Below are 21,411 nucleotides of genomic sequence, written 5' to 3'. Positions count from 1 at the left end.
GCCCGCTGCGCCGACCAGGAATTTGCGTCTGTTCATCACCTCTCCTTGTGCTCAGGCCACGCCGAGGATCGAGGCCAGGTGGCCATTGAGGAACTTGCCTGTCGGGTCCAGCGCCTGACGCACCTCGGTGAATGCCTTCCAGCGCGGATACAGCGGCTGCAGGGTGCGCGCATTGAGGGTGTGCAGCTTGCCCCAGTGCGGGCGCCCGGCGTATTTCCAGAAGATCGGCTCGATGGCGGCGAAGAAGTTGTGGTGGTCCATGCTGTAGTGCTGGTGCACCGAGATCGAGCAGCTGTCGCGCCCTTCGAACATGCTCAGCGGGATATCGTCGGCCTTGACGTAGCGGTACTCGATGGGGAACCAGGTTTGCAGGTCGCGCTCACGGATCAGCGCGAGGATCTCGCGCAGGCAGGCCGGGCCGTGCTCGGCGGGCACCGAGTACTCCATCTCGTTGAAGCGCACGTTGCGCACATTGGCGAAGATCTCGTACGAGTCACCGACCCGCTCGTCGAAGCTGGCGACATGCCGCAGGCTGTTGAGCAGTACGCGCCGGGCTTCGGGAAAGTCGCTGCCGTACTTGTCGAGCTTCTCGATCAGGCTGACGAATTCGTTGCCACTGCCGCCGGCCGTATCCTGGTCAGCGGTGGCGGCATCCTTGGTTTCATTGAGGGCGATGGACAGCGCATAGTCGGAATGGGTGATTACCAGCATTTCCCAATGCTGGTTTTCCAGGGTGTTCTTCTCCACGTCCTCCAGCAACTCGTCGGTGCGAGCGATCCATTGCCGCTCGCGCAGACGGAAAGCCTCGCGGTTCTGCAGGCGGATCCGGGTGGCCACGCCCAGTGCGCCGAGGGACACCCGCGCCGCGGCGAACACCTCGGGGTGGCGATGGCTGTCGCAGTCGAGGACCTCGCCGCTGGCCGTGACCAGTTGCAGGCCGGTGACCTTCGAGGAATACGAGCCAAAGCCGACGCCGGTGCCATGGGTCGAGGTGGCGATCGCGCCGGCCAGGGTCTGGTAGTCGATGTCGGCCATGTTCGGCAGCGCCTGGCCGACCGCCTTGAGCGCCGCGCCCATCGCCGACATCGGCGTGCCGGCGGCGAACTCGGCCTGCAAGGTGGCGGGGTCGTGGTCGAGCAGGCCATTGAAGTAGCCCAGCGACAGCAGGGTGCCGTCGGTGGGCACCAGGGCGCTGAAGGAATGCCCCGAACCGACCGGGCGCACCCTGCCGGGGGCTTGGCGGATGACCTGGGCCAGTTCGTCGAGGCTCTGCGGCGCCAGCCGCGCCTCGGGCAGGCAGCTTTGCGCGCCGGACCAGTTGCGCCAGGGGATCAGCCGTGGCGCGCGCAGCAGTTGTGCCAGTGCCGGATTAGTGGAGAGTGCGAGCAACGCGCAGGCCGCGCCGGAGTGTTGCAGCCAGCGACGACGGGAAAGGTGAATCGTCATGGGAGTACCTTGCGCTCAGTGGAGGGGCTGGCCGGACATGTAGCCGATCAGGGCAAGGAACTGCGCCTCGCTGCACTGCATGCACAGGCCCATGGGCGGCATGCCCTGGTAGCCGTTGATGCTGTGCTCCAGCAGGCGGTCGACGCCCTGGGCCAGGCGCGGGGCCCAGGCCGCCGCGTCGCCTGCCAGGGGGGCGCCGGACGCTGGGTTGGCGTGGCAGGTCTGGCAGGTGCTGGCGTACAGCGCGGCCAACGCAGGGTCCGCGGGGGGGGCCTGGGTGACGGCGGGTTTGCTGTCGTCCCGGCAACCGCCGAGTAGCAGGGCCAGGGTGGTCAGGACGGCTGCAGGTAGCAGCGGTGGGAAAAGCGCCATGGTGCTCCCCTCTTCTACCGTGCTTGGGCACGGCGTTTTCTTGTGGTGGGTAGGAAGCAACAGTAAGGCGGGGACAGGCTGGGGGTTCAGGGCAATGGCGGACAGCGAGGGGGGTGGGATCGGACAATCCTGCGCAGGGCAAGCAGCAACAGGCAGCCCTTTAAAGGTGTTGAAAATTGGCGTCCGACTTGGGCTTGCCGGGGCTGCTTTGCAGCCCATCGCGGCACAAGGCCGCTCCTACAGGGGTACGCGTTCGCCTGTAGGAGCGGCCTTGTGCCGCGATGGGCCGCAAGGCGGCCCTGTCAGCCCTTGTTGGTCAGGCCGTCAACCTGGCCTTCGACCGTCACCGGCCCGACCTTCAGCTTGCCGCCTTCCAGCGACACGCTGGGCAGGCCTGCCTCCGGCAGCTTGGGCAGGTCGAGGGTTGCCTTGACCTGGTAGCCGAGCGGCTTGACCTCGGCCCCGAGCGTGGTACCGCCCTGCTCCACGCCCTTGACCTGCAGCCCCAGCCCACGCTGCGCCGCGATGCCCGAAGCCTGCGTGACCCCGGCCTTGCGCACGAACTCGCCCTGGGCATTGAACGATGGCGTGTAGTCGAAGCCTGGCTTCTCCTGGCCTTCCTTCGCCTCGCCCGGCTTGCCGGCCAGGCCCGCGCCCAGGTCGACCCGCACCGAGGTGGTGGTGTCCTGGCGTTCCGCGACCGTCAACCCGCCCGCCAGCTTGCCGCCGACCTGCTGGCCGTCGACCCGGGCGCCGCTGAGTTGCGCCGCACCGGCACTGTTCAGAGTCACATCGCCAGCGGTGATATGGCTGTTCTGCTGGGTGGTGGCCTGCAGATGGTCCACCTGCACCTTGCCGCCCAGGTCGAAGTCATGGGACGAGCTGACCTGTTGCCCGGCGTCCGCCGGTGTATTTCGGCTCAGGTTGCTCCCGGCCTTCACCTCGACGCCCCAGTTGGTACGGCCCTGGGTGGACTGCGCCGACTCCAGCGCCAGGCCACCCTCGCCTGCGCCGACGTTGACGGCCGTGGCACCGACCTGGGTGCCCTGCAGATGCACCGACTGGCCGGCCAGGTCCACGTTGCCACGGCTGTTCAGCTGACCGCCGGCCAGGGTCTGCGAGCGTTCGTTGGTCTGGCCCACATTGAAGTTGCCGCCCAGCTTGCCGCTCAGGTCACGGCCCTGCTCACCGGTAGCCGCCTTGCCGCCGAGGTTGAGGCCACCGCCCAGATGACTGCCGCTGACGGTCCGGGTGTCGCTGGCGGCCTGCAGGTCGAGGGCGCCACCGGCCTTGAGTTCGACCGGGCCGTTCGCGTCGATGCGCGTGCCCTGCAAGGTCTGGTCGCCAGCACTGCCCAGGCGCACCAGGCCGTTGCCGCTGATGCTCGCCACCTGGGCCTTGCTGTCGACACTGTGCTCGCCGGCATGGTCGAGCTGGAACCCAGCACCCAGGTCGACCTTGTCCCCCACCGGCAAGGTGCCCACGGTCAACGAACCGCTGCCAGCGAGGCTGCCGGTGTCGCGACGCGCATGATTGCTGGCCTGGTCCAGGGCCAGCTTGCCGCCGGTGTTGACCGCCACCGCGCCCTGGCCACCGTCGAGACGGCTGCCTTCGAAGCGGGCATCGCCACCGACCTGGAGGTTCAGGCCCTGGTTGCCACTGAATGTACCGACCACGGCAGTGGATGTATCTTCGCTCAGGTGCTTGCTGCCACCGGAACCGTTGGCGGTCACGTTGAGGTCCTCGCCGGTCTTGGTGTAGATCCGGGCGGACACATCGGCGTTCACCTGCTGCTCGCTGCGGCTGTGGGTGTTGCTGGCCGCGTCGGCCTGCAACGAACCGGCCTTGATGTCCAGCGCGCCGCCGTTGGCGTTGTAGCGGGTGCCCTGGTCCTTCAGCGCGCCGGCCACGTCCAGCTGCACGCCCTGGCCGTTGAACTGGCTGACCACCGCGGTGCCGGTCTGCTCGCCCTGTTGCTGGCTGGCATGGCCCACGGCCAGGTCGACGCCCAGGTTCGGCGTGCCGAGCTTGCCCAGGGCGGCGGTCAGCGAAGTCTTGCCGTCCAGCACGTCCTTGACGTCGTTGAGCGGCAGCTTGCCGTCGAGCGCATCCTTGACGGACACCTTGCCGTCCACCACGTCCATGACCGCCCCGGCGATCGGCCGGGCGATGTCCTTGTACTCGACGTTGACACCGACATCCGCTGTCCAGCTGCTCTGCTGGTGGCTGCTGCTGGTGGTGTCGCGGGCCGCACGGTTGTCCACCTGGCCTGCGCTGATGCTCAGGGTGCCGGCGCTGTTCACCTGCGCGCCTTCGCTGGCCAGTGTGTCGGCCTTGATTTTCACGCTGCCGGCGCTGTCGAGGCCGGTGGTCTTCGCCGTGGTGCTGCTGGAAGTGTCCTGCTGGGTGCCATGGGCGAAGTCGACCCCGGCGCCGGCACGGTCCAGGCCGGCGGTAAGGTAGACGCCACCGCCGGTGTGGCTGCTGTCGCGGGACTCGCTGCGGCTGTCCTGCTCGGCCAGCAGCGACACCTGCTTGCCGGCCAGGGTGGTATCGCCCGCGGTGGACTTCACCGCGGCGCCCTTGACGCTCAGGTCACCGCCGGCGGTCAACTGAACTTCGCTGCCGCTGAGGCTGGAACCCTGCTGGCTGACCTGGCTGCCACTGGTGCTCTGACGATCGCTCGCATAGCCGACGCCAGCACGATACTGCCCGGAGCCCGGCGCGCTCTCCTTGGCCGACGCAACGAAGCCACGGCTGCTGCTGGCGCTGTTGTGTTCGCGGGTGTCCTGGGCCGAGGCGACCTTCAGATCCCCCGCCGCCTCGGCGTTCAGCGCACCGGTGGCCTTGACCGTCGAGCCGACCACGTCGGTGCCCTCGGCGCTGCTCAGGCCGACGCTGCCACCGGCCACCAGCTCGCTGCGCACCGCGGTGCTTTCCCAGCTGTTCTGCTTGGCTTCGTTGTGGCTGACGCCGAAGAACTTGCTCTGCTGGTTCTGGCTGTCACGCTGGTCGGTGCGCGAGGCGTTGCTGATCTGCACCTGCTTGCCGGCGATGCGGATGTCCTGGCCACTGGTCAGCTGGGCACCTTCGGCCAGCACCGAGGCCTTGGCGTGCAGTGCGATGTCGCCACCCTTGAGCTGGCTGGTGACGCTGCGCTGGGTTTCATTGCGGTTGTCCCAGTCGGCCTTCCAGAAGCCCTTGGTGTGCTTGCCCTGGTCGGTCTGCACCTGGCGCTCGGTGGCGGCGGTCAGGCGCAGGTCGGCACCGCTGTCCAGGCGCAGTTTGCCGGGCGCCTCGAGGCTGGCGGCGCTGAGGGTGAGGTCCTGGCCGGCGTGCAGCCCGGCATCACGCTGGGCCACGACCCGGGTGGCGTGCTCGCGGGTGTCGCTGTCGGTCTGGGTGCGCTGGTAGGTCTCCCAGTCGATGCCCAACGCGCCGCTGCGCCAGTTTTCGCGTTTTTCCTGGAGCTTGCGGCTTTGCACGGTGCTCAGGGTGAGATTGCGTCCGGCGTCGAGCTTGACGTCGCGCCCGGCCACGTCGGCAGCGGCCAGGGTCAGGTCCTGGGCACCATGCAGCTCGACATCGCCCTGGCTGCTGCGCACGCCGGCACGGGTCGCCTGCAGCGAGTCGGCCACGGCGGCGCCGCTGATATTCAGGTCACCCGCCGAGTCGATACGCACGCCGTCGCGGCCGTCGATCTGCCCCGACCCGACCCGCACACCGGCACCCTGCGCGGTACTGACGATATTGATGCGCCCGGCCTGCATCGCGCCGAACAGGCTGGCGTCGATACGTTGCTCGCTGGCTGCGCCGCGGTCGACGACCTTGGCCTGGCCGCTGACGTAGTCCACCTGATTGCGGCCCACGGTGAGGTTGAGTTGGTCGCGGGCATCCAGACGACCCTGGCTGTCGATGCGCGGGGCGATCAGGTTGACCGAGCCGCCGTCGTTGCGCAGGCCGGCGCCCTGCACCTGCAACTGGCCGTTGGCGTCCTGGGTGCCCAGGGCCTTGAGCCGGCCCGCGTCCAGTTCAGGACGGCCCACCACCAGGCTGGCATTGGGCGCGTTGATGAAGCTGGCGCCGTTGACCGAGATGCCGTTGGGGTTGGCCAGCACATAGTCGGCGGCGCGGCCGAAGATTTCCTGGGCGCCATTGATGGCGGAGGCGTTGCGGCTGACCACTTCGTTGAGGATCACGCTCGCCGCCTGGCCCTGGAACTGCGGGTTGGCCGCCAGCTCACCGGCCAGCTGCGAGTGGCCGGCCTGCAGGGCGTTGTTCAGTACCAGGCCCTGGCGGTCGACGTTGTAGTCAAGGAACTGATTGTGCGACAGGCCCGCGCCGTTGGGCGCGACGATATTGACGATGGGCACGCCGCCCTGGGTCTGCAACTGTGCCGTGCCCCCGGGGCCGGGGGCGACCACGACGCCGCCGGCCAGCGCCTGGGGCAGGCTCGCGGCCAGGAACAGGCTGGCTATCGCCCAGCGCAGCTTGCCTTGCGGGGACAGGTTGAAGGTAAAGGGGGTCTTGGGCATAGTCACTCTCCATGTCGGTACTGCTAATTCGGTGCGACTCAAATCTGCACGGCGGCCCTGAACAGCCAGACTTCAGGCTCGCGGTGGTAACCGCTGGGGGTGGTCAGGCTGCGCTGGTAGTCAACGTCCAGCTGCAGCGCCTTCCAGCTCAGGTTCAGGCCCAGGCTCGCGCCGCTCAGGCGCTGGCTGGCGGCGCCGTGATCGGCCTTGATCCAGCCGTGGTCCAGCCCCAGCCGCGGGGTGATGGTCAGCGGCCCCTGGGGCTGCAGCGGCAGGCGCAGGGTGTTGCGCCACACCGCCCCGCTGGCCCCGGACAGGCTGCTGAGGCGATAGCCGCGCACGGCGGAATCGTCGGTGCCGAGCAACTGCTCGATGGCTGGCAGCGGGTCGGGGCTGTACTGCAGGTTGAACTGGCTCTGCCACTGCCAGGGTTGGCCCAGCAGCTGGCCATTGCGCCACTGGCCGAGGCCGGCGCGGTACTTGCGAAACTGCGCCATGGGCAGGTCGGGCACCGGCCGATCGGCATCGTCGTCGGCGCCAAACCAGTGCAGTCCCTGGGCGTAGTTGAGGTCCAGATTCCACACCGCGCTGTCGAGCCAGAACAGATTGAGCCCGGCCTCGGCCACCGTCAGCGTCGGGCTCTGCACGTCCAGGCGGACCTTGGCGAATTCGCTGTCGACGTCCTTGTGCGCCAGTTGCAGGCTGGCGCTCAATTGATGGCGCTGGTCGCGCCACAGCACGCGCTCGCCGCGCAGGCTGAGCTGGTCGGTGATGCCGGTGCTGTGCAGGGTCAGGGTGCTGAGCTTGATCGGCGAGCGGTACTCGGCATGGCTGGCGAACAGGCTGAAGGTCCAGTAGCCATAGGGAATCGCGTAGTACAGGCTGGCGTTGCGGCTGTAGCGGTCGCCCTGGTTGAGGGTGTCGCTGGCCGACAGGCTGAGCAGGTCATTGAGCGCCAGCGGGTTGTCCAGGCTCATGCTGAGCACGCTGCGGTCACGGCCAGTGCTGGCGCTGCCGAGATTGTCCAGGCCCAGGCCCACGGAAACCCGTGGCAGGCCGGCGCTGCGCGGGCGCAGGATGATCCGCGAGGCGCCCGGCTGGCTGCCGGGGGCGATGTCGGCGGTGAGGTCGACCGAGCGCAGGCGGTTGAGCTGGTCCAGGCCCTGCTCCAGGTCGCGCAGGTTCAGCGGCTCGCCAAGCATGCCGGGGAAGGCCCCGACCAGGGACACCGGCAGGCGCTGGTCGGCCAGCTCGATGGCCTCCAGGTAGCCTTCGTCCACCAGGATGTCCAGCGACTGCCCGGCCGCCGGGGCGCTGCTCAGGTAGGGGCGGCTGGCGATATAGCCCTTTTCCAGGTACAGCGCGGTGATGCCCGACAGCAGCTGGTTGATCTGCCCCACGCCCATGCACGCGGCCACCAGGGGGTCGATGCGGGCATCGAGGGTGGCGCGGTCGATCAGCGTGACACCGCCGATGCGCACCCCGGCCAGCGGCCAGCAGCGCGCATCCGGGGCCGCGGCCTTGGGTGTCTGTGGGGTGGTGTCGGGCGCGGTGAACGCGCCGCGTTGCAGTTGCCGGCGGCGTTGTTCCAGTTGCAGTTGCTGCAGGTCGTGTTGCTGCTGTTGCTGTTGGCGCAGCACTTCCTGGCCGGGGGTAAATGTCTCGGCATGCAGGTTGCCGGCGCACAGGCAAGCCAGTACGACAGACAGCATTAATTGACGACGATCAACAGCAGACAGGTACGACATACAACACCCATTCGCAGGCAAAGGCACAGCGAGAATCGCAGTACTTGGAACTTCCCAGCACGGTCACCGAGGGTTATCGGCACACGCGCAATAACTTTAGAAAGTTGAGCGTTGTTTGTTGAAACGCTCGCGGAAAAGTTAACGACTGCTAATTACCACATGGCTACGGGCATGACCGCATGGTCACTTGATAGCCCTTGGTAAAGCGGGTATAGGGGCTGACGCGATCGAATTGTCCAACAATCGAACTGGATGACTGCCTGGCCCCACGGTACTTGTAGACACGAGCGGGAGACACCGGACTTTAGTCGTAGGGGGAAATAGTGTATCAACTTTCTGGTTTTCGGCAGATTGGGCGAGAGACAAGTTGGTTGAAAATTGCGCAAAAGTTGCGCTGAGGAATGGGGAGTAATTGTTCTGGAATTGAGGTGTTCGACGAGAGTATTACAGCGCCTATTAGACCGAGCGCCGCCCGCGCGGCGCATCGCGGATGAATCCGCTCCTGCATTTGTTGCAACGTGGCCATGCCTGATAGGCCATGGTTGTTTGCCTTGTTTGCACGACGCGGTTTTTCGGTGGGCATTGCCGCCGCCCCACCTGTCTCAAGACAGGCGCCAAGGCTGGCAACCATGGCCTGACAGGTTCGGTACGTTGCAACAGACGTAGGAGCGGATTCATCCGCGATGCGCCACGCGGGCGGCGCTCGATCTGATAGGCGCTGCAAGACTATCGCCTGCCACTCACCGCTCTCACACAATCCCCCTCACCGCTCCAACGCCGAACCGCGCAACAATCCCCCCTCTTCACTCCCCTCGCCCAGCCCATCGATCTGCGCCATGCTCAGCCGCGCCGTCTCCTTCAAGCCCAACGAACACAGCGCCACCAGCGCCAGCGCCGCCGCCCCGTACAACGCGACGCCCAGTGGGTCATGCCCGTTGAGAATCAGGATCGCCGTGGCAATGCTCGACGCCGTCCCGCCCCCCAGTGCCGCGCCGACCTGGTAGCTGGCGGAAATGCCCGAGTAGCGCATTTCCCGGGGAAACTGCTCGCCCAGGAACGCCGGGATCGGCCCCTGTGTGGCGCCCATCAGCGCACCGACCAGGCTGTAGGCGACCAGGGCGATACCGAAGTGGCGCATGTCCACCAGGGCAAAAAAGACGAACAGCCCCAACGCCATGACCAGCGCCCCGAACACCATCACCACGCGCCGCCCCAGGCGGTCCGACAGGTGCCCGAACAGCGGCGCCGACAGCACGATGGCCACCGACAGGGTCAGGTCGAACATCAGGGCCTGGGTGCTGCCGTACCCCGCCTGGGTGGCGTAGGTCAGGAAGAACGTGCTGCCGATGTAGGCAATGGTGCAGTAACCGAAGGCGATACCGGTGCACAGCAGCAATTGCCGTGGCCGTTGCCGCAGGGCTTGCGCCAGGGGCGCCCGCACGGGTTTGACGGTGGATGCGGTCAGCGGCGTCTTCAGCCGTGCATACAAGCCGATCAGCACCAGGGTGCCTCCCAGCCAGAACGGGATCCGCCAGGCGAAGTCCACCAGGTTGTCATCGAACGCGGCGCTGACCAGGGCGAATACCGCCGCACCGAGAATGCCGCCCACGCCGATGCCCATGCTGGTGAAACTGCCCCACAGGCCGCGCCGGCCAGGCGGCGCCGACTCGATGCCAAACAGCGCGGCGCCACCCCACTCGCCCCCGGCGGCAAAGCCCTGGACCAGGCGCAACAGCACCAGCAGGATCGGCGCAACCACACCAAGGCTGGCATGCCCCGGCAGGCAGCCGATGAGGAAGGTGCTCAGCCCCATCAACAGCAAGGTGGTGACCAGTACCTTCTGCCGACCGACGCGGTCGCCGAAATGGCCAAACACCAGGCCGCCCAGGGGCCGGGCGAGGAACCCCGCGCCGAAGGCACTGAACGCCACCAGGGTGGCGGTCAGGTGGTCCAGACCGGGAAAGAACACCTGGGGAAACACCAGCGCGGCGGCGGTGCCATAAATGATGAAATCATAGAATTCGAGGGCCGTGCCCAGGCCGGAAACGCAGAAGGTACGCAAGGCGGAGCGGGAAGGTTGTGCATGCATTGTTGTTGTTCTCGTGATGCGGATGGGCTCAGAAGCGTTGGCAGCCGGCCTTGGCCAGTTGCAGCGGGGTGCCGGCGACGTAGTCGAGATGGCCGTGCTCGGTGTCGATGGCCACGCTGAGCAGGGTTTCCCAGCGCTCGGTGTCGGGCAGCGCCAGGTCCGGATGGAAGCAGATCGGCGCGGCATCGCCCGCAGCGCCGCACATGGCCTCGGCACGGGCACGCGGGTCGGCGCTGGTCATCTGGCCGACCACCTGTTGCAGATGGGCCAGCCGGCCCTCGGTCTCGGCCCGGTCGGCGACCTGCTCACCGGTACTGAGCTGCGGGTCGAGGAAATGGTTGGTGTGCAACAGCCAGCCATCCTCGCGGGGCAGCACCAGCGCCGTGCGCTCGGGACTCAGCTCGATGCTCACCGCACGTGGGCTGCGGTCCTCGCGGGAGAACACAGTGAGCACGGTGGAGGCGCTGACCCGCGCCGAACGGGCCAGTTCGATGGCCTCGTCGACACTGCGAGCCTCCTCCAGCAGCCGTCGGGCGATGGCATGCACCGGCACGCCGCCGGCGGTGTTGTCGCTGCGGTGGTGAAGGATGTTGAAGTGCAGGCCCAGGCCCGCGCTGTTGACCCCCAGCTTGGCCAGCATGCCGAACTCGCAGAACAGCTTGACCGCCAGGCCCTGGCGGCTGCGCAGGGCCAGCATCAGGCCATGGGGGCACAGGCTGTCGTGCCAGTCCCAGGTCTGCAGGGTCTGCGGCGCACGCGGGCCACGGAGGGCGTGCACGGTGGTGGAGCATTCGCTGTGGCGGGTGCGTGCCGCCAGCACCTCGGTGCGGGCGTTGAGGCTCGCCAACTGCCACAACGGCAGGCCGCTGCCACTGGCCAGGCCGGTGATTTCCGCCGCCAGGTCCGGGCTCCAGGCCTCGAGGGCGGCCAGGCTGTTCTCGCCGATGCGCTGCGCTTCGCCCAGCGTCACGCCGACGCGGGGAAAGAAGTCCAGGTACAGCTGGGTGGTCTCGCCGATCTGCCCGGCAAAGCGCTCGCCGACCTGACGGCCGCGGGCATGGGGATCGAGGGTATCGGTGACGCAGGTATGAATCTTCACGGCGGCTTTCCTGATGGGACGCGAGCGGCAAGCCTAGCGGCGAGGCCCCACCCCGATCATCGCCAGGCCCCGCACAACTTTTGTGCCCGCCAGGAAAAACTCAGGCGCGCAGGCCCTGCCCGCGCAAGTGCTCATGCAACAGGGCGATGAATGCCTGCACCTTGCGCGTATTGCGCCGATGCGGCAGGTACAGCACATGCACCCAGGGACCGAACGCGCTCAGCGCCCGCCAGTAATCAGGCATCACCTCCAGCAGTTGCCCATTGACCAGGTAGGGTGCCGCGCACCAGGTGGGGATGAACTGCAGCCCCTGGCCATCGAGCAGGCAGGCCAGCAGGAAGTCGAAGTTGTCGCTGACCAGCCTGGCCGTCGGCTGGCGCACGCGCTGGGTCTGGCCCTCGTGCTCGATCCACCAGAAGCTGCGGTTGAGCAACGGGTGGCGCAGCAGCAGCCAGTCATGCTGGGCGTAGTTGTCCAGGTTGATGACCTCGCCGCGTCGGGCCAGGTAGTCCGGGCTGGCGCACAGGATCACGCGGTTCTCGATCAGCGGCTGGGCGATCAGCTCGGGCTGGTCGGTGGGACCGTCGCGCAGCGACAGGTCGTAGCCGCCGTCGATCAGGTCCTCGTTGGCATCGTTGAGGTTCACCTCCAGGCGCACCTGCGGGTGCTCGCGCATGAAGCGGCAGCACACCTGGTTGAGAAAGGCCGGGCCGAACGACGGTGGTGCGGTGATGCGCAAGGTGCCGCGCAGTTCATGCTGCAACTGCTCCACTTCTTCGGTGACCCGCTGCAGATGCATCAAGGCCTGTCGCGCGCCTTCCAGGTAGAGGGTGCCGGCTTCGGTCAGCGCCATGCGTCGGGTGGTGCGCTCGAACAGGCGCACCCCCAGCTCGGCTTCCAGATGGGCGACGGCCTTGGTGATGGCCGACGGCGTCTTGCCCAGCTGCTCGGCGGCACGGCTGAAGCTGCCGTGTTCGGCGGCGGCGACGAAGATGGTCAGGGCCGTCATTTTGTCCATGGTTGCTTCCTGGTTGGCACACTTGGGGCGCCGTGGAGTATCCATGGATTCATGCGCAGGCGGCAATCGATGGGGAGCAGCAAGCACTCTTTCCAGAACGCGAATAAAGTTGTGCCTGCCGTGCCGTTTAAACACCCTTCCCGCTTGGCTAGCCTGCCGCCTCCCCCATCAAGCACGAGGCATCGCATGAAGCAGTTCCTGAAGATCGCGCTTGGCGCCGGCCTGGCCTGCGCCGCCCTGCCCGGCTTCGCCGCCGTCGACCTGATCCTGCACAACGCCAAGGTCTACACCGCCGAGCCGGGCCAGCCACTGCAGCAAGCCGTGGCGGTGGAGGGCGAGAAGATCGTCGCGGTGGGCTCCGACCAGGCCGTGCTGCGCCTGAAGGTCGATGGCACGCGGACCATCGACCTGGGCGGCAAGGTGCTGATGCCCGGCCTGCTCGACTCCCACTCCCATGCCATCAAGGGTGGCCTGCAGCTGGAGTTGGCCGACCTGGCCGGTGTGCAGATCCCCCTCGACGCGCTGGAACAACGCCTGCGCCAGTGGCGTGAGGACGGCAAGGCACGACGCGGCGAGTTCCTCAGCGTCGGCGGCTTGCCGCCAACCTACTGGGACGACCTGGCCGCGCTCGAGCAGCGCTTCAACCAGGGCGAGTGGGCCGACCAACCGATCCTGTTCGCCGCCAACGACATGCACACCGGCTGGGCCAACCGCGCCATGCTCACCCGTGCCGGCATCGATGCGGCAAAGATCGCCGCCCTGCCAGCCGTGGCCCGCAACACCATCGGCCAGCACTCGGACGGCACGCCGAACGGCTTTCTCGTCGACGCCGGGCTGTACCCGGTCACCGACCTGCTGCCGGCACTGACCCACGACACACTGATGAGCGCCGGGCGCCAGGCCCTGGCGCACTATCGAAGCCTGGGCGTCACCGGCTGGATGGACCCGCTGGCCAACGAGCTGCCCGGTGCCGACGTACACAACGATTCGCTCGGCGTGCTGCCGGTGTACAGGGCCCTTGCCCTGCGCGGCGAACTGACCGCCCATGTGGCCGCGCTGCTGATGGCCGATTCCAAAGCCCGTCCGGCCGACCTGGATGAGCTGGACAAGGTGCGCCGGCAGTTCCTCGGCGTACCCAACCTCACCCTGCCCGGCATCAAGGTGTTCGCCGATGGCGTCGCCGAGATGCCGGCGCAGAGCGCGGCGATGCTCGAGCCTTACCGCAACTCGGGGCAGCACGGCGAACTGCTGCTGGACCCGGCGCACTTCGGCGAACTGGTGAGCGCCGCCGACGCCCGTGGCTGGCTGGTGCATGTGCACGCCATCGGCGACCGCGCCGTGCGCGCGGCGCTCGACGGCGTGGCCCAGGCCCGCCGTGATCGCGCCAGCGGCATCGCGCACTCGATCACCCACCTGCAGATGGTCAACCCGAAAGAGTACGCACGCTTCAAGCAGCTGGACGTGATCGCCTCGATGCAGTTGTACTGGGCCAGCGCCGACGAGGCCAATCTGGAGCTGGTCAAACCCTACGTCGATGCCATGGCCTTCCTGCACACCTTCCCGGCGCACTCGCTGCTTGCCCATGGCGCCACCATCGCCGGCGCCAGCGACTGGCCGATCAGCACCCCTGACCCCTGGCAGGCCATCTACCAGGCCATCAGCCGCGTCGGCCCCAAGGGCGTGCTCAACGCCGCCGAGGCCCTCGACCGCGAGACGATGCTCCAGGCCTATACCCTCAACGCCGCCCGGGCCATGCGCCTGGAACGGCAGATCGGTTCGCTCAAGGCCGGCAAACAGGCCGACATGATCGTACTCGACCGCGATATCTTCAGTGTCGCACCCCAGGCGCTGCGCGACACCCAGGTGCTGCAGACCTGGTTTGCCGGAAAACCCATCTACACGCGCTGAGCCAGCTTGCGCGGGTCGGGTCGATCAACCGTCCATGCTCTTGGTCAATGCTTCGCTGCCCTTGGGCGGGTAGACCACCTCCCGGGTATCGAGGTCGCGAATCTCGGAGGTGATGGTGATGGTCATCGTCTCTCGCCCGGGCGGGCCGTTGATGGCATCGACGGTGTCAAAATCGACGATGTAGCGCTTGCCTGCACGGAACTCGACGTCGCGCGCGGTGAAACCGCATTTGCCGCCACCGGTGCCCAGCGCGTTCATCGAGGCCCAGCACCAGCTCAGCGAGTGCTTGCCCGGCGTCAGCCGCAGCGCCTGCTTGCCCGCGATATCGAGGATCGAGCGGCGCCCGGCCCCCTCGAGCAACTGGTCATCGACATGGGTGGCCAGCAGCAGGCGATGGAACGGCACGCCCAGGGCGCGGTAGCGGATGGTGGCGAAGTACACGACCGGCGCGTCGGCCTGGTTGCCGGACAGATCATAGGGCGTCATCGTCTCAGGCGCCCAGTCACCCTGGTACTCCTTGTAGTGGTAGTTGGAGCAGGCTCCGAGCAGGGCGGCCAGTGACAGGGCGACAACCGATTTGAGGCAGGACGACAGACGCATGGTTCTTCCTTGGTGAATACAGGCGCAAGGATAGCGGCTGCGCACCCTTAAAATCAAAACGCCATCATCCTCGTCGATCACGCACCGCGGTGTATGCTTCGCGCAAAGGTCCGCCCCTCCTGCCCCTGAAAAGGACATCGTCATGCGCCGCCTGGACTGGCTGAAACACCACATGGCCCACAGCGATACCCTCGCCCAATGGCTGCACCAACAGTTCCACTATGAATACGCGGACGTGCCGCTGGCCGACTGGCAACGCGAATTCGCCGAAGGCCAACACAACGGTCAATGGCAATGCCTGGTTGCCCTGGACGGCGACCGCCTGCTGGGCAGTGCCGCCCTGGCCAGCGACGACCTGCCCGGGCGCCGCGACCTCGGCCCCTGGCTGGCCTGCGTGTTCGTCGCCCCAGAGGCGCGTGGGCAAGGGCTGGCGGAGCAACTGATCGAAGGTGTCTGCGAGCATGCCCGCAGCAACGGAGTTGCCACGCTCTACCTGCATACCCATGACCAGGATGCGTATTACGCCAAGCGCGGCTGGACGCACATGGAACCGTTCGAGGCCTGGGGGCATAGCCATTGGTTGATGTCTCGCACGCTCTGACCAGCGCCGTCCTCAAGCCATGCGCCCTCCCCTGTGTAGGAGCGGCCTTGCGCCGCGAAAGGGCTGCAAGGCAGCCCCAGGATCTCAGCGCAGACGCATAATTCGCCGGGGCCGCTTTGCGGCCCTTTCGCGGCACAAGGCCGCTCCTACAGGGACGCAAATGACACCGCAGGGAATTATTTAGCGCGCCGTCGTATCTGACCCTAGGTACAAGGCTGGCCAAACCATGGCCATGCCCCAAGCCTCAAGGACAACGGCCCATGAAATCACGCAGGAAACCCGTCAAACCCATCGGTTTGAAGGACATCACCATCGTCGACGACGCCAAGATGCGCAAGGCCATCACCGCCGCCGCCCTGGGCAATGCCATGGAGTGGTTCGACTTCGGTGTCTACGGCTTCGTCGCCTATGCCCTGGGCAAGGTGTTCTTCCCCAACGCCAGCCCCGGCGTGCAGATGATCGCCGCACTGGCCACCTTCTCCGTGCCGTTCCTGATCCGCCCGCTGGGCGGGCTGTTCTTCGGCGCCCTGGGCGACCGCTACGGGCGACAGAAAGTGCTGGCGGCGACCATCGTGATCATGTCGCTGAGCACCTTCGCCATCGGCCTGATCCCCTCCTACGCCAGCATCGGCATCTGGGCGCCGATCCTGCTGTTGCTGGCGAAGATGGCCCAGGGCTTCTCGGTGGGCGGCGAATACACCGGCGCGTCGATCTTCGTCGCCGAGTACGCCCCGGACCGCAAGCGCGGCTTTCTCGGCAGCTGGCTGGACTTCGGCTCGATCGCCGGCTTCGTCCTCGGCGCCGGGGTGGTGGTGCTGATCTCGACGGTGCTCGGCGAGGAGCAGTTCCTCGAATGGGGCTGGCGCCTGCCGTTCTTCCTGGCCCTGCCGCTGGGCCTGATCGGCCTGTACCTGCGCCATGCACTGGAGGAAACCCCGGCGTTCCAGCAGCACGTCGACAAGCTTGAGCAAGGCGACCGCGAAGGCCTGGCCAGCGGCCCGAAAGTGTCGTTCAAGGAAGTCGCCACGCAGCACTGGCGCAGCCTCCTGACCTGCATCGGCGTGGTGATCGCCACCAACGTCACCTACTACATGCTGCTCACCTACATGCCCAGCTACCTCTCGCACAACCTGCACTACAGCGAGGACCACGGTGTGCTGATCATCATCGCGATCATGGTCGGCATGCTCTTCGTGCAGCCGATCATCGGCCTGCTCAGCGACAAGTGGGGACGCAAGCCGTTCATCATCATTGGCAGCGTCGGCCTGTTCCTGCTGGCGATCCCGGCGTTCATGCTGATCACCAGCGGCAAGCTGGCGGTGATCTTCGCCGGCCTGCTGATCCTCGCCGTGCTGCTGAACTTCTTCATCGGCGTGATGGCCTCGACCCTGCCGGCGATGTTCCCCACCCATATCCGCTACAGCGCCCTGGCCAGCGCCTTCAACATCTCGGTGCTGATCGCCGGCCTCACCCCGACCTTGGCCGCCTGGCTGGTGGAGACCACCGACAACCTGTACATGCCGGCCTACTACCTGATGGTCATCGCCGTGATCGGCCTGCTCACCGGGCTGACCATGAAGGAGACCGCCAACCGCCCGCTGCGCGGCGCCGCCCCGGCCGCCTCGGACATCGAGGAAGCCCGCGAGCTGCTGCAGGAGCACCACGACAACATTGAGCAGAAGATCGAGGACATCGACGCACAGATCGCCGAGCTCGAGGCCCGGCGCCAGACCCTCGCGCAACAGCATCCGCGCATCGATTGAGGCTACTTGCGCATTCCGCCGGATTGCTTGCCTGATCCTCTGAATCTGTGGGGTGTATCGGTTGCGCAATGGGCCCCTGTGCTAGCGTTTCTGGATTGGGGAACAGCGTATTCCCCGCTTCCACAACCGATGATCAGCAGGTGAGCCCATGGAACTACGAATCAACCAGCAGACCTACCAGGTCGAGGCTGACGCCGACACGCCCTTGCTCTGGGTGATCCGCGACGACCTGGGCCTGACCGGCACCAAGTATGGCTGCGGCCTGGCCCAGTGCGGCGCCTGCTCGGTGCTGGTGGACGGCAACGTGGTGCGCGCCTGCGTCACCCCGGTGGCCGGCGTGGTCGGCCGCGAGGTCACCACCATCGAGGCCATCGAAAACGACGCGGTTGGCAAGCGCGTGGTCGCCGCCTGGGTCGAGCACCAGGTGGCCCAGTGCGGCTACTGCCAGTCCGGCCAGGTGATGGCGGCCACCGCGCTGCTCAAGCACACGCCCAAGCCCAGCGCTGCGCAGATCGACGCGGCCATGGTCAACCTGTGCCGCTGCGGCACCTACAACGCCATCCATGCCGCCGTGCACGATCTCGCCGAAGGGGGTAAAGCCTGATGAGCACACGCATCGATACCCCCGAAGACTTGCTGAAACTGCCAGCAGGCGAAACCGTCAACCTGTCGCGCCGGCGCTTTTTGGTCGGCACCACCGTGGGCGCGCTGGTGCTCGGCTTCGGCCTGCCAGTGGGTGCACCACGCGTACAGGCCGCCAGCGCCACGGAGCGCGGTACCCAGGTGCCGGCTTTCCTGGAGCTGCGCCCGGACGGCAGCGTGCGTCTGCTCAGCCCATTCATGGAGGGTGGGCAAGGCGTCAACACCGCCATGGCGCAGATCGTCGGCGAGGAGCTGGACCTCGAGCCTGCCCGTTTCCTGGTCGAAAGCGCGCCCGCCGGCGAAGCCTACGTGGTCATGGAAAACGGCCTGCGCATCACCGGCGGCAGCATGTCGGTGCGCATGAGCTACCCGACCATGCGCCGCCTCGGCGCCCTGGCCCGGGCCATGCTGCTGCAAGCCGGCGCCCAGCAGCTGGGCGTGCCGGTGAGCGAGCTGACCACCGAGCCGGGCAAGGTGGTGCATGCCGCTTCGGGCCGTTCGCTCGGCTACGGTGAACTGGCCGAAACGGCCATGGACCTGCCGGTGCCGGACCCGGCCAGCGTCACCTTGCGCGACCCCAGCCAGTTCCGCTGGATCGGCAAGCCGGTGCAACGCCTCGACGCCTACGACAAGTCCACCGGCAAGGCCATCTACAGCATCGACATCAAGGTCGACGGCATGCTCCACGCCGCCGTGCAGCATGCGCCGCGCCTGGGCATGAGCGTCGGCGGACTGCGCAACGAGGAACAGGTCAAGGCCATGAAGGGCGTGCACTCGGTGCACCAGCTGCCCGGCGCGGTGGCCGTGGTCGCCGAACGCTGGTGGCACGCCAAGCGCGCGGTCGAAGCGCTGCAGGTGGACTGGAAGGAGGCGGCTGCCGACAGCCAGGTGCGGCCAATGCCCGCCGATTTTTCCACTGACGGCTGGCGCGACCACCTGGCCGCCCAGACCGGGCCGAGCCGCGACGAGGAAAACCAGGGCGACGTAGCTGGCGCCCTGGCCAGCGCCAAGACCACCGTCGAGGCCACCTACCACAACCAGTACCTCAACCATGCTCAGCTGGAACCGCCCTCCGCCACCGCCCGTTTCAACCCCGACGGCAGCCTGGAGGTGTGGCTGCCGAACCAGGCCCAGGACATGTTCCGCGACGACATCGCCAAGCGCACCGGCCTGGACCCTGCGCGGATCACCCTGCACTCGCCACTGCTCGGCGGCTTCTTCGGCCGCCACTTCCTGTACGACTCGGCCAACCCCTACCCGCAGGCCATCGCCCTGGCCAAGGCCGTGGGCCGGCCGGTGAAACTGATCTGGAGCCGCGAAGAGGAGTTCCTGCGCGATGCCATGCGCCCCATGGCTGTGGTCAAGTTCCGCGCCGGCCTGGACGACAAAGGCCTGCCGGTGGCCATCGAGGCGATCAGCGCCACCGAAGGTCCGACCGAGGCGCTCGCCGGCAAGCAGGGTGACAAGGTCGACCCCACCGCCCTCGAAGGGCTGTCGGGCAAGGCCTACGCCATCGCCAACAAGCGCATTGCGCAGATCTACGTCAAAGGCCCGGCCATGCTCGGCTACTGGCGCTCGGTGGGCAACTCGCTGAACGACTTCTTCTACGAGTCGTTCCTCGATGAACTGGCCGACAAGGGCGGCCATGACCCCTACGAGCTGCGCCTGCAACTGCTGCAGGGCAACCCTCGCCTGACCACCCTGCTACAGGCGGTGGCGGAATTGTCCGGCGGCTGGAAACGCGGCCCGTTCACCGCCGAGGACGGCAGCAAGCGCGCCCGTGGCGTGGCCATGGCCTCGCCGTTCGGCTCGGAGGCGGCGGTGATCGCCGAGGTATCGCTGGAGGGCGGCCAGGTCAGGGTGCACGACATCTGGCAGGCCATCGACCCAGGCAGCATCGTCAACCCGGCGATCATCGAAGCCCAGGTCAACGGCGCGGTGTCCCTCGGCTTGTCCCAGGTGCTGCTGGAGGAAGCGGTGTGGCTCAACGGCATGCCACGGGCGCGCAACTATGACCTGTACCCGGTGCTGCCGCCATCGCGCATGGCCCGGGTGCATGTGCGCATCGTCGAGAGCGGGGCGAAGATGGGCGGTATCGGTGAGCCACCGCTGCCGGCGGTGGCGCCCGCGGTGGCCAACGCCGTGGCGCAGCTCACCGGCCAGCGCGTGCGCAGCATGCCCCTGAGCCGCCATACCTTCAGCTGACACGACAAGGACAGCCCATGAACAACAGCCGATTCGCAAGAACCGCAGGCTGGCTGGCCTTGCCGTGCCTGGTCGCGGCAGGCCTGCTGGCCTGGTACGTCACCCGCGAGCCCGCCTCGCCCTTCAGCGCCACCGACAGCGCCGACGCCGCCCTGGTCAGCCGTGGCGAGTACGTCGCCCGGCTCAGCGACTGCGTGGCCTGCCACAGCCTGCCGGGCAAGGCACCGTTTGCCGGCGGCCTGGAAATGGCCACGCCGCTGGGCGCCATCCATGCCACCAATATCACCCCGGACCGCGAGCACGGCATCGGCGCCTACAGCCTGGCCGACTTCGACCGCGCGGTGCGCCAGGGCGTCGCGCCGGGTGGGCGACGGCTGTACCCGGCCATGCCCTACCCGTCCTACGTCAAGCTCAGCGACGACGATGTGCGGGCGCTCTATGCGTTCTTCATGAAGGGCGTGCAGCCGGCCGCCGAGGCCAATGTCCCCAGCGACATTCCCTGGCCGCTGAACCTGCGCTGGCCCATCGCCCTGTGGAACGGCCTGTTCGCGCCGACCAGCGCCTATGCGCAGAAGGCCGACCAGGACCCGCTGTGGAATCGCGGCGCCTACATCGTCCAGGGCCCCGGCCACTGCGGCAGTTGCCACACACCTCGGGGCCTGGCCTTCAACGAGAAGGCCCTGGACGAGAGCGGCGCACCGTTCCTCGCCGGCGCCCTGCTCGATGGCTGGTACGCGCCGAGCCTGCGCCAGGACCACAACACCGGACTCGGGCGCTGGAGCGAGCCGGAGATGGTGCAGTTCCTCAAGACCGGACGAAACAAGCACGCGGTGGTGTACGGCTCGATGACCGAGGCGTTCAACAACTCCACGCAGTTCATGAGCGACGACGACCTGAACGCGATCGCCCGCTACCTCAAGTCGCTGCCCGGCGACCCGGGGCGTGACGGCGCACCCTGGCAGTATCAGGCGGTAGCCGCGGGGCTCGACACGCCGGGGGCGCATACCTACGCGACCCGCTGCGCCAGCTGCCATGGCCTGGACGGCAAGGGCCAGACCGAGTGGATGCCGCCGCTGGCGGGTGCCACCTCGATGCTGGCCGCGGAAAATGCCTCGGCGACCAACATCACCCTCAACGGCTCGCAGCGCATCGTCGCCGCCGGGGTGCCGGATGCCTACCGCATGCCGGCGTTCCGCGAGCAGTTATCGGACCAGGAGATCGCCCAGGTGCTGAGCTTCGCCCGCAGTGCGTGGGGCAATCACGGCGGCGCGGTAGAGGCCAAGGCGGTGGGCGCGTTGCGCGGGCATACCGACCCGGCCAGCAGCAGCCCGATCATCCTGCATATGCGCTGAGCAGCGCTGTGGGAGCGGGTTCACCCGCGAAGC

Annotated in this window: 14 protein-coding genes; 6 read left to right on the top strand and 8 right to left on the bottom strand. The window is 67.4% G+C overall.

The annotated features are described in order from the left end of the window. Positions 1-51: 51 nt before the first annotated feature. The 7 genes from NMG10_RS15900 to NMG10_RS15870 form a co-directional block, all read right to left on the bottom strand. On the bottom strand, positions 52-1,446 hold the full coding sequence (locus NMG10_RS15900) for a D-arabinono-1,4-lactone oxidase (RefSeq protein WP_254464680.1): 1,395 nt from the start codon (positions 1,444-1,446) through the stop codon (positions 52-54). A 15-nt stretch (positions 1,447-1,461) separates the two neighbouring features. Then, a complete protein-coding gene (locus NMG10_RS15895) occupies positions 1,462-1,818 on the bottom strand; it encodes a cytochrome c5 family protein (RefSeq protein ID WP_203647298.1) in 357 nt (118 codons plus the stop codon). Positions 1,819-2,120: 302 nt separating this feature from the next. Beyond that, on the bottom strand, positions 2,121-6,353 hold the full coding sequence (locus NMG10_RS15890; RefSeq protein ID WP_254464679.1) for a hemagglutinin repeat-containing protein: 4,233 nt from the start codon (positions 6,351-6,353) through the stop codon (positions 2,121-2,123). Positions 6,354-6,391: 38 nt separating this feature from the next. Next, positions 6,392-8,101 carry a ShlB/FhaC/HecB family hemolysin secretion/activation protein gene (locus NMG10_RS15885; protein WP_254464678.1) on the bottom strand — a complete coding sequence of 570 codons (1,710 nt, stop codon included), beginning with the start codon at positions 8,099-8,101 and terminating at the stop codon, positions 6,392-6,394. A 763-nt stretch (positions 8,102-8,864) separates the two neighbouring features. Beyond that, the gene (locus NMG10_RS15880; protein ID WP_254464677.1) at positions 8,865-10,190 is read right to left on the bottom strand and encodes an MFS transporter; all 1,326 of its coding nucleotides are present in this window, start codon (positions 10,188-10,190) and stop codon (positions 8,865-8,867) included. 28 nt (positions 10,191-10,218) lie between these two features. Further along, entirely contained in the window at positions 10,219-11,289 is a 1,071-nt protein-coding gene (locus NMG10_RS15875; RefSeq protein ID WP_254464676.1) for a C45 family peptidase, read from the bottom strand. Positions 11,290-11,389: 100 nt separating this feature from the next. Next, positions 11,390-12,307 (bottom strand): LysR family transcriptional regulator, encoded by a 918-nt coding sequence (locus NMG10_RS15870; protein WP_254464675.1) that lies wholly within the window; start codon positions 12,305-12,307, stop codon positions 11,390-11,392. 186 nt (positions 12,308-12,493) lie between these two features. Between NMG10_RS15870 and NMG10_RS15865 the strand changes: the two genes are divergently transcribed. Next, positions 12,494-14,215, top strand: a complete 1,722-nt coding sequence (locus NMG10_RS15865; protein WP_254464674.1) for an amidohydrolase — start codon at positions 12,494-12,496, stop codon at positions 14,213-14,215. 24 nt (positions 14,216-14,239) lie between these two features. Here NMG10_RS15865 and NMG10_RS15860 read toward each other — a convergent pair whose 3' ends face one another. Further along, positions 14,240-14,815 (bottom strand): hypothetical protein, encoded by a 576-nt coding sequence (locus NMG10_RS15860; protein ID WP_110739648.1) that lies wholly within the window; start codon positions 14,813-14,815, stop codon positions 14,240-14,242. 142 nt (positions 14,816-14,957) lie between these two features. Between NMG10_RS15860 and NMG10_RS15855 the strand changes: the two genes are divergently transcribed. The 5 genes from NMG10_RS15855 to NMG10_RS15835 all read left to right on the top strand — a co-directional run bounded on the left by NMG10_RS15855 (position 14,958) and on the right by NMG10_RS15835 (position 21,378). Then, positions 14,958-15,416 (top strand): GNAT family N-acetyltransferase, encoded by a 459-nt coding sequence (locus NMG10_RS15855; RefSeq protein WP_232856911.1) that lies wholly within the window; start codon positions 14,958-14,960, stop codon positions 15,414-15,416. A 260-nt stretch (positions 15,417-15,676) separates the two neighbouring features. Next, the gene (proP, locus tag NMG10_RS15850) at positions 15,677-17,179 is read left to right on the top strand and encodes a glycine betaine/L-proline transporter ProP (protein ID WP_203647303.1); all 1,503 of its coding nucleotides are present in this window, start codon (positions 15,677-15,679) and stop codon (positions 17,177-17,179) included. Between the two features lie 148 nt (positions 17,180-17,327). Next, positions 17,328-17,783 carry a (2Fe-2S)-binding protein gene (locus NMG10_RS15845; protein ID WP_203647304.1) on the top strand — a complete coding sequence of 152 codons (456 nt, stop codon included), beginning with the start codon at positions 17,328-17,330 and terminating at the stop codon, positions 17,781-17,783. After that, the gene (locus NMG10_RS15840) at positions 17,783-20,026 is read left to right on the top strand and encodes a molybdopterin cofactor-binding domain-containing protein (RefSeq protein ID WP_232856913.1); all 2,244 of its coding nucleotides are present in this window, start codon (positions 17,783-17,785) and stop codon (positions 20,024-20,026) included. The genes NMG10_RS15845 and NMG10_RS15840 overlap by 1 nt, the downstream gene beginning before the upstream one ends. Before the next feature lie 17 nt (positions 20,027-20,043). Then, positions 20,044-21,378: a cytochrome c gene (locus NMG10_RS15835; RefSeq protein WP_254464673.1), complete on the top strand. Its 1,335-nt coding sequence runs from the start codon at positions 20,044-20,046 to the stop codon at positions 21,376-21,378. The last annotated feature ends 33 nt before the right edge of the window (positions 21,379-21,411 follow it).

Source organism: Pseudomonas sp. DVZ6, assembly GCF_024259445.1.
GTDB classification, from domain to species: domain Bacteria; phylum Pseudomonadota; class Gammaproteobacteria; order Pseudomonadales; family Pseudomonadaceae; genus Aquipseudomonas; species Aquipseudomonas peradeniyensis.
This window is presented reverse-complemented; position numbering and strand designations above follow the sequence as displayed.

What these genes read in the sequence shown, in the direction of transcription:
- NMG10_RS15900 (WP_254464680.1), bottom strand. Translation starts at nt 1,446, where the DNA reads ATGACGATTCACCTTTCCCGTCGTCGCTGGCTGCAACACTCCGGCGCG.
- NMG10_RS15895 (WP_203647298.1), bottom strand. Translation starts at nt 1,818, where the DNA reads ATGGCGCTTTTCCCACCGCTGCTACCTGCAGCCGTCCTGACCACCCTG.
- NMG10_RS15890 (WP_254464679.1), bottom strand. Translation starts at nt 6,353, where the DNA reads ATGCCCAAGACCCCCTTTACCTTCAACCTGTCCCCGCAAGGCAAGCTG.
- NMG10_RS15885 (WP_254464678.1), bottom strand. Translation starts at nt 8,101, where the DNA reads ATGTCGTACCTGTCTGCTGTTGATCGTCGTCAATTAATGCTGTCTGTC.
- NMG10_RS15880 (WP_254464677.1), bottom strand. Translation starts at nt 10,190, where the DNA reads ATGCATGCACAACCTTCCCGCTCCGCCTTGCGTACCTTCTGCGTTTCC.
- NMG10_RS15870 (WP_254464675.1), bottom strand. Translation starts at nt 12,307, where the DNA reads ATGGACAAAATGACGGCCCTGACCATCTTCGTCGCCGCCGCCGAACAC.
- NMG10_RS15865 (WP_254464674.1), top strand. Translation starts at nt 12,494, where the DNA reads ATGAAGCAGTTCCTGAAGATCGCGCTTGGCGCCGGCCTGGCCTGCGCC.
- NMG10_RS15860 (WP_110739648.1), bottom strand. Translation starts at nt 14,815, where the DNA reads ATGCGTCTGTCGTCCTGCCTCAAATCGGTTGTCGCCCTGTCACTGGCC.
- NMG10_RS15855 (WP_232856911.1), top strand. Translation starts at nt 14,958, where the DNA reads ATGCGCCGCCTGGACTGGCTGAAACACCACATGGCCCACAGCGATACC.
- proP (WP_203647303.1), top strand. Translation starts at nt 15,677, where the DNA reads ATGAAATCACGCAGGAAACCCGTCAAACCCATCGGTTTGAAGGACATC.
- NMG10_RS15845 (WP_203647304.1), top strand. Translation starts at nt 17,328, where the DNA reads ATGGAACTACGAATCAACCAGCAGACCTACCAGGTCGAGGCTGACGCC.
- NMG10_RS15840 (WP_232856913.1), top strand. Translation starts at nt 17,783, where the DNA reads ATGAGCACACGCATCGATACCCCCGAAGACTTGCTGAAACTGCCAGCA.
- NMG10_RS15835 (WP_254464673.1), top strand. Translation starts at nt 20,044, where the DNA reads ATGAACAACAGCCGATTCGCAAGAACCGCAGGCTGGCTGGCCTTGCCG.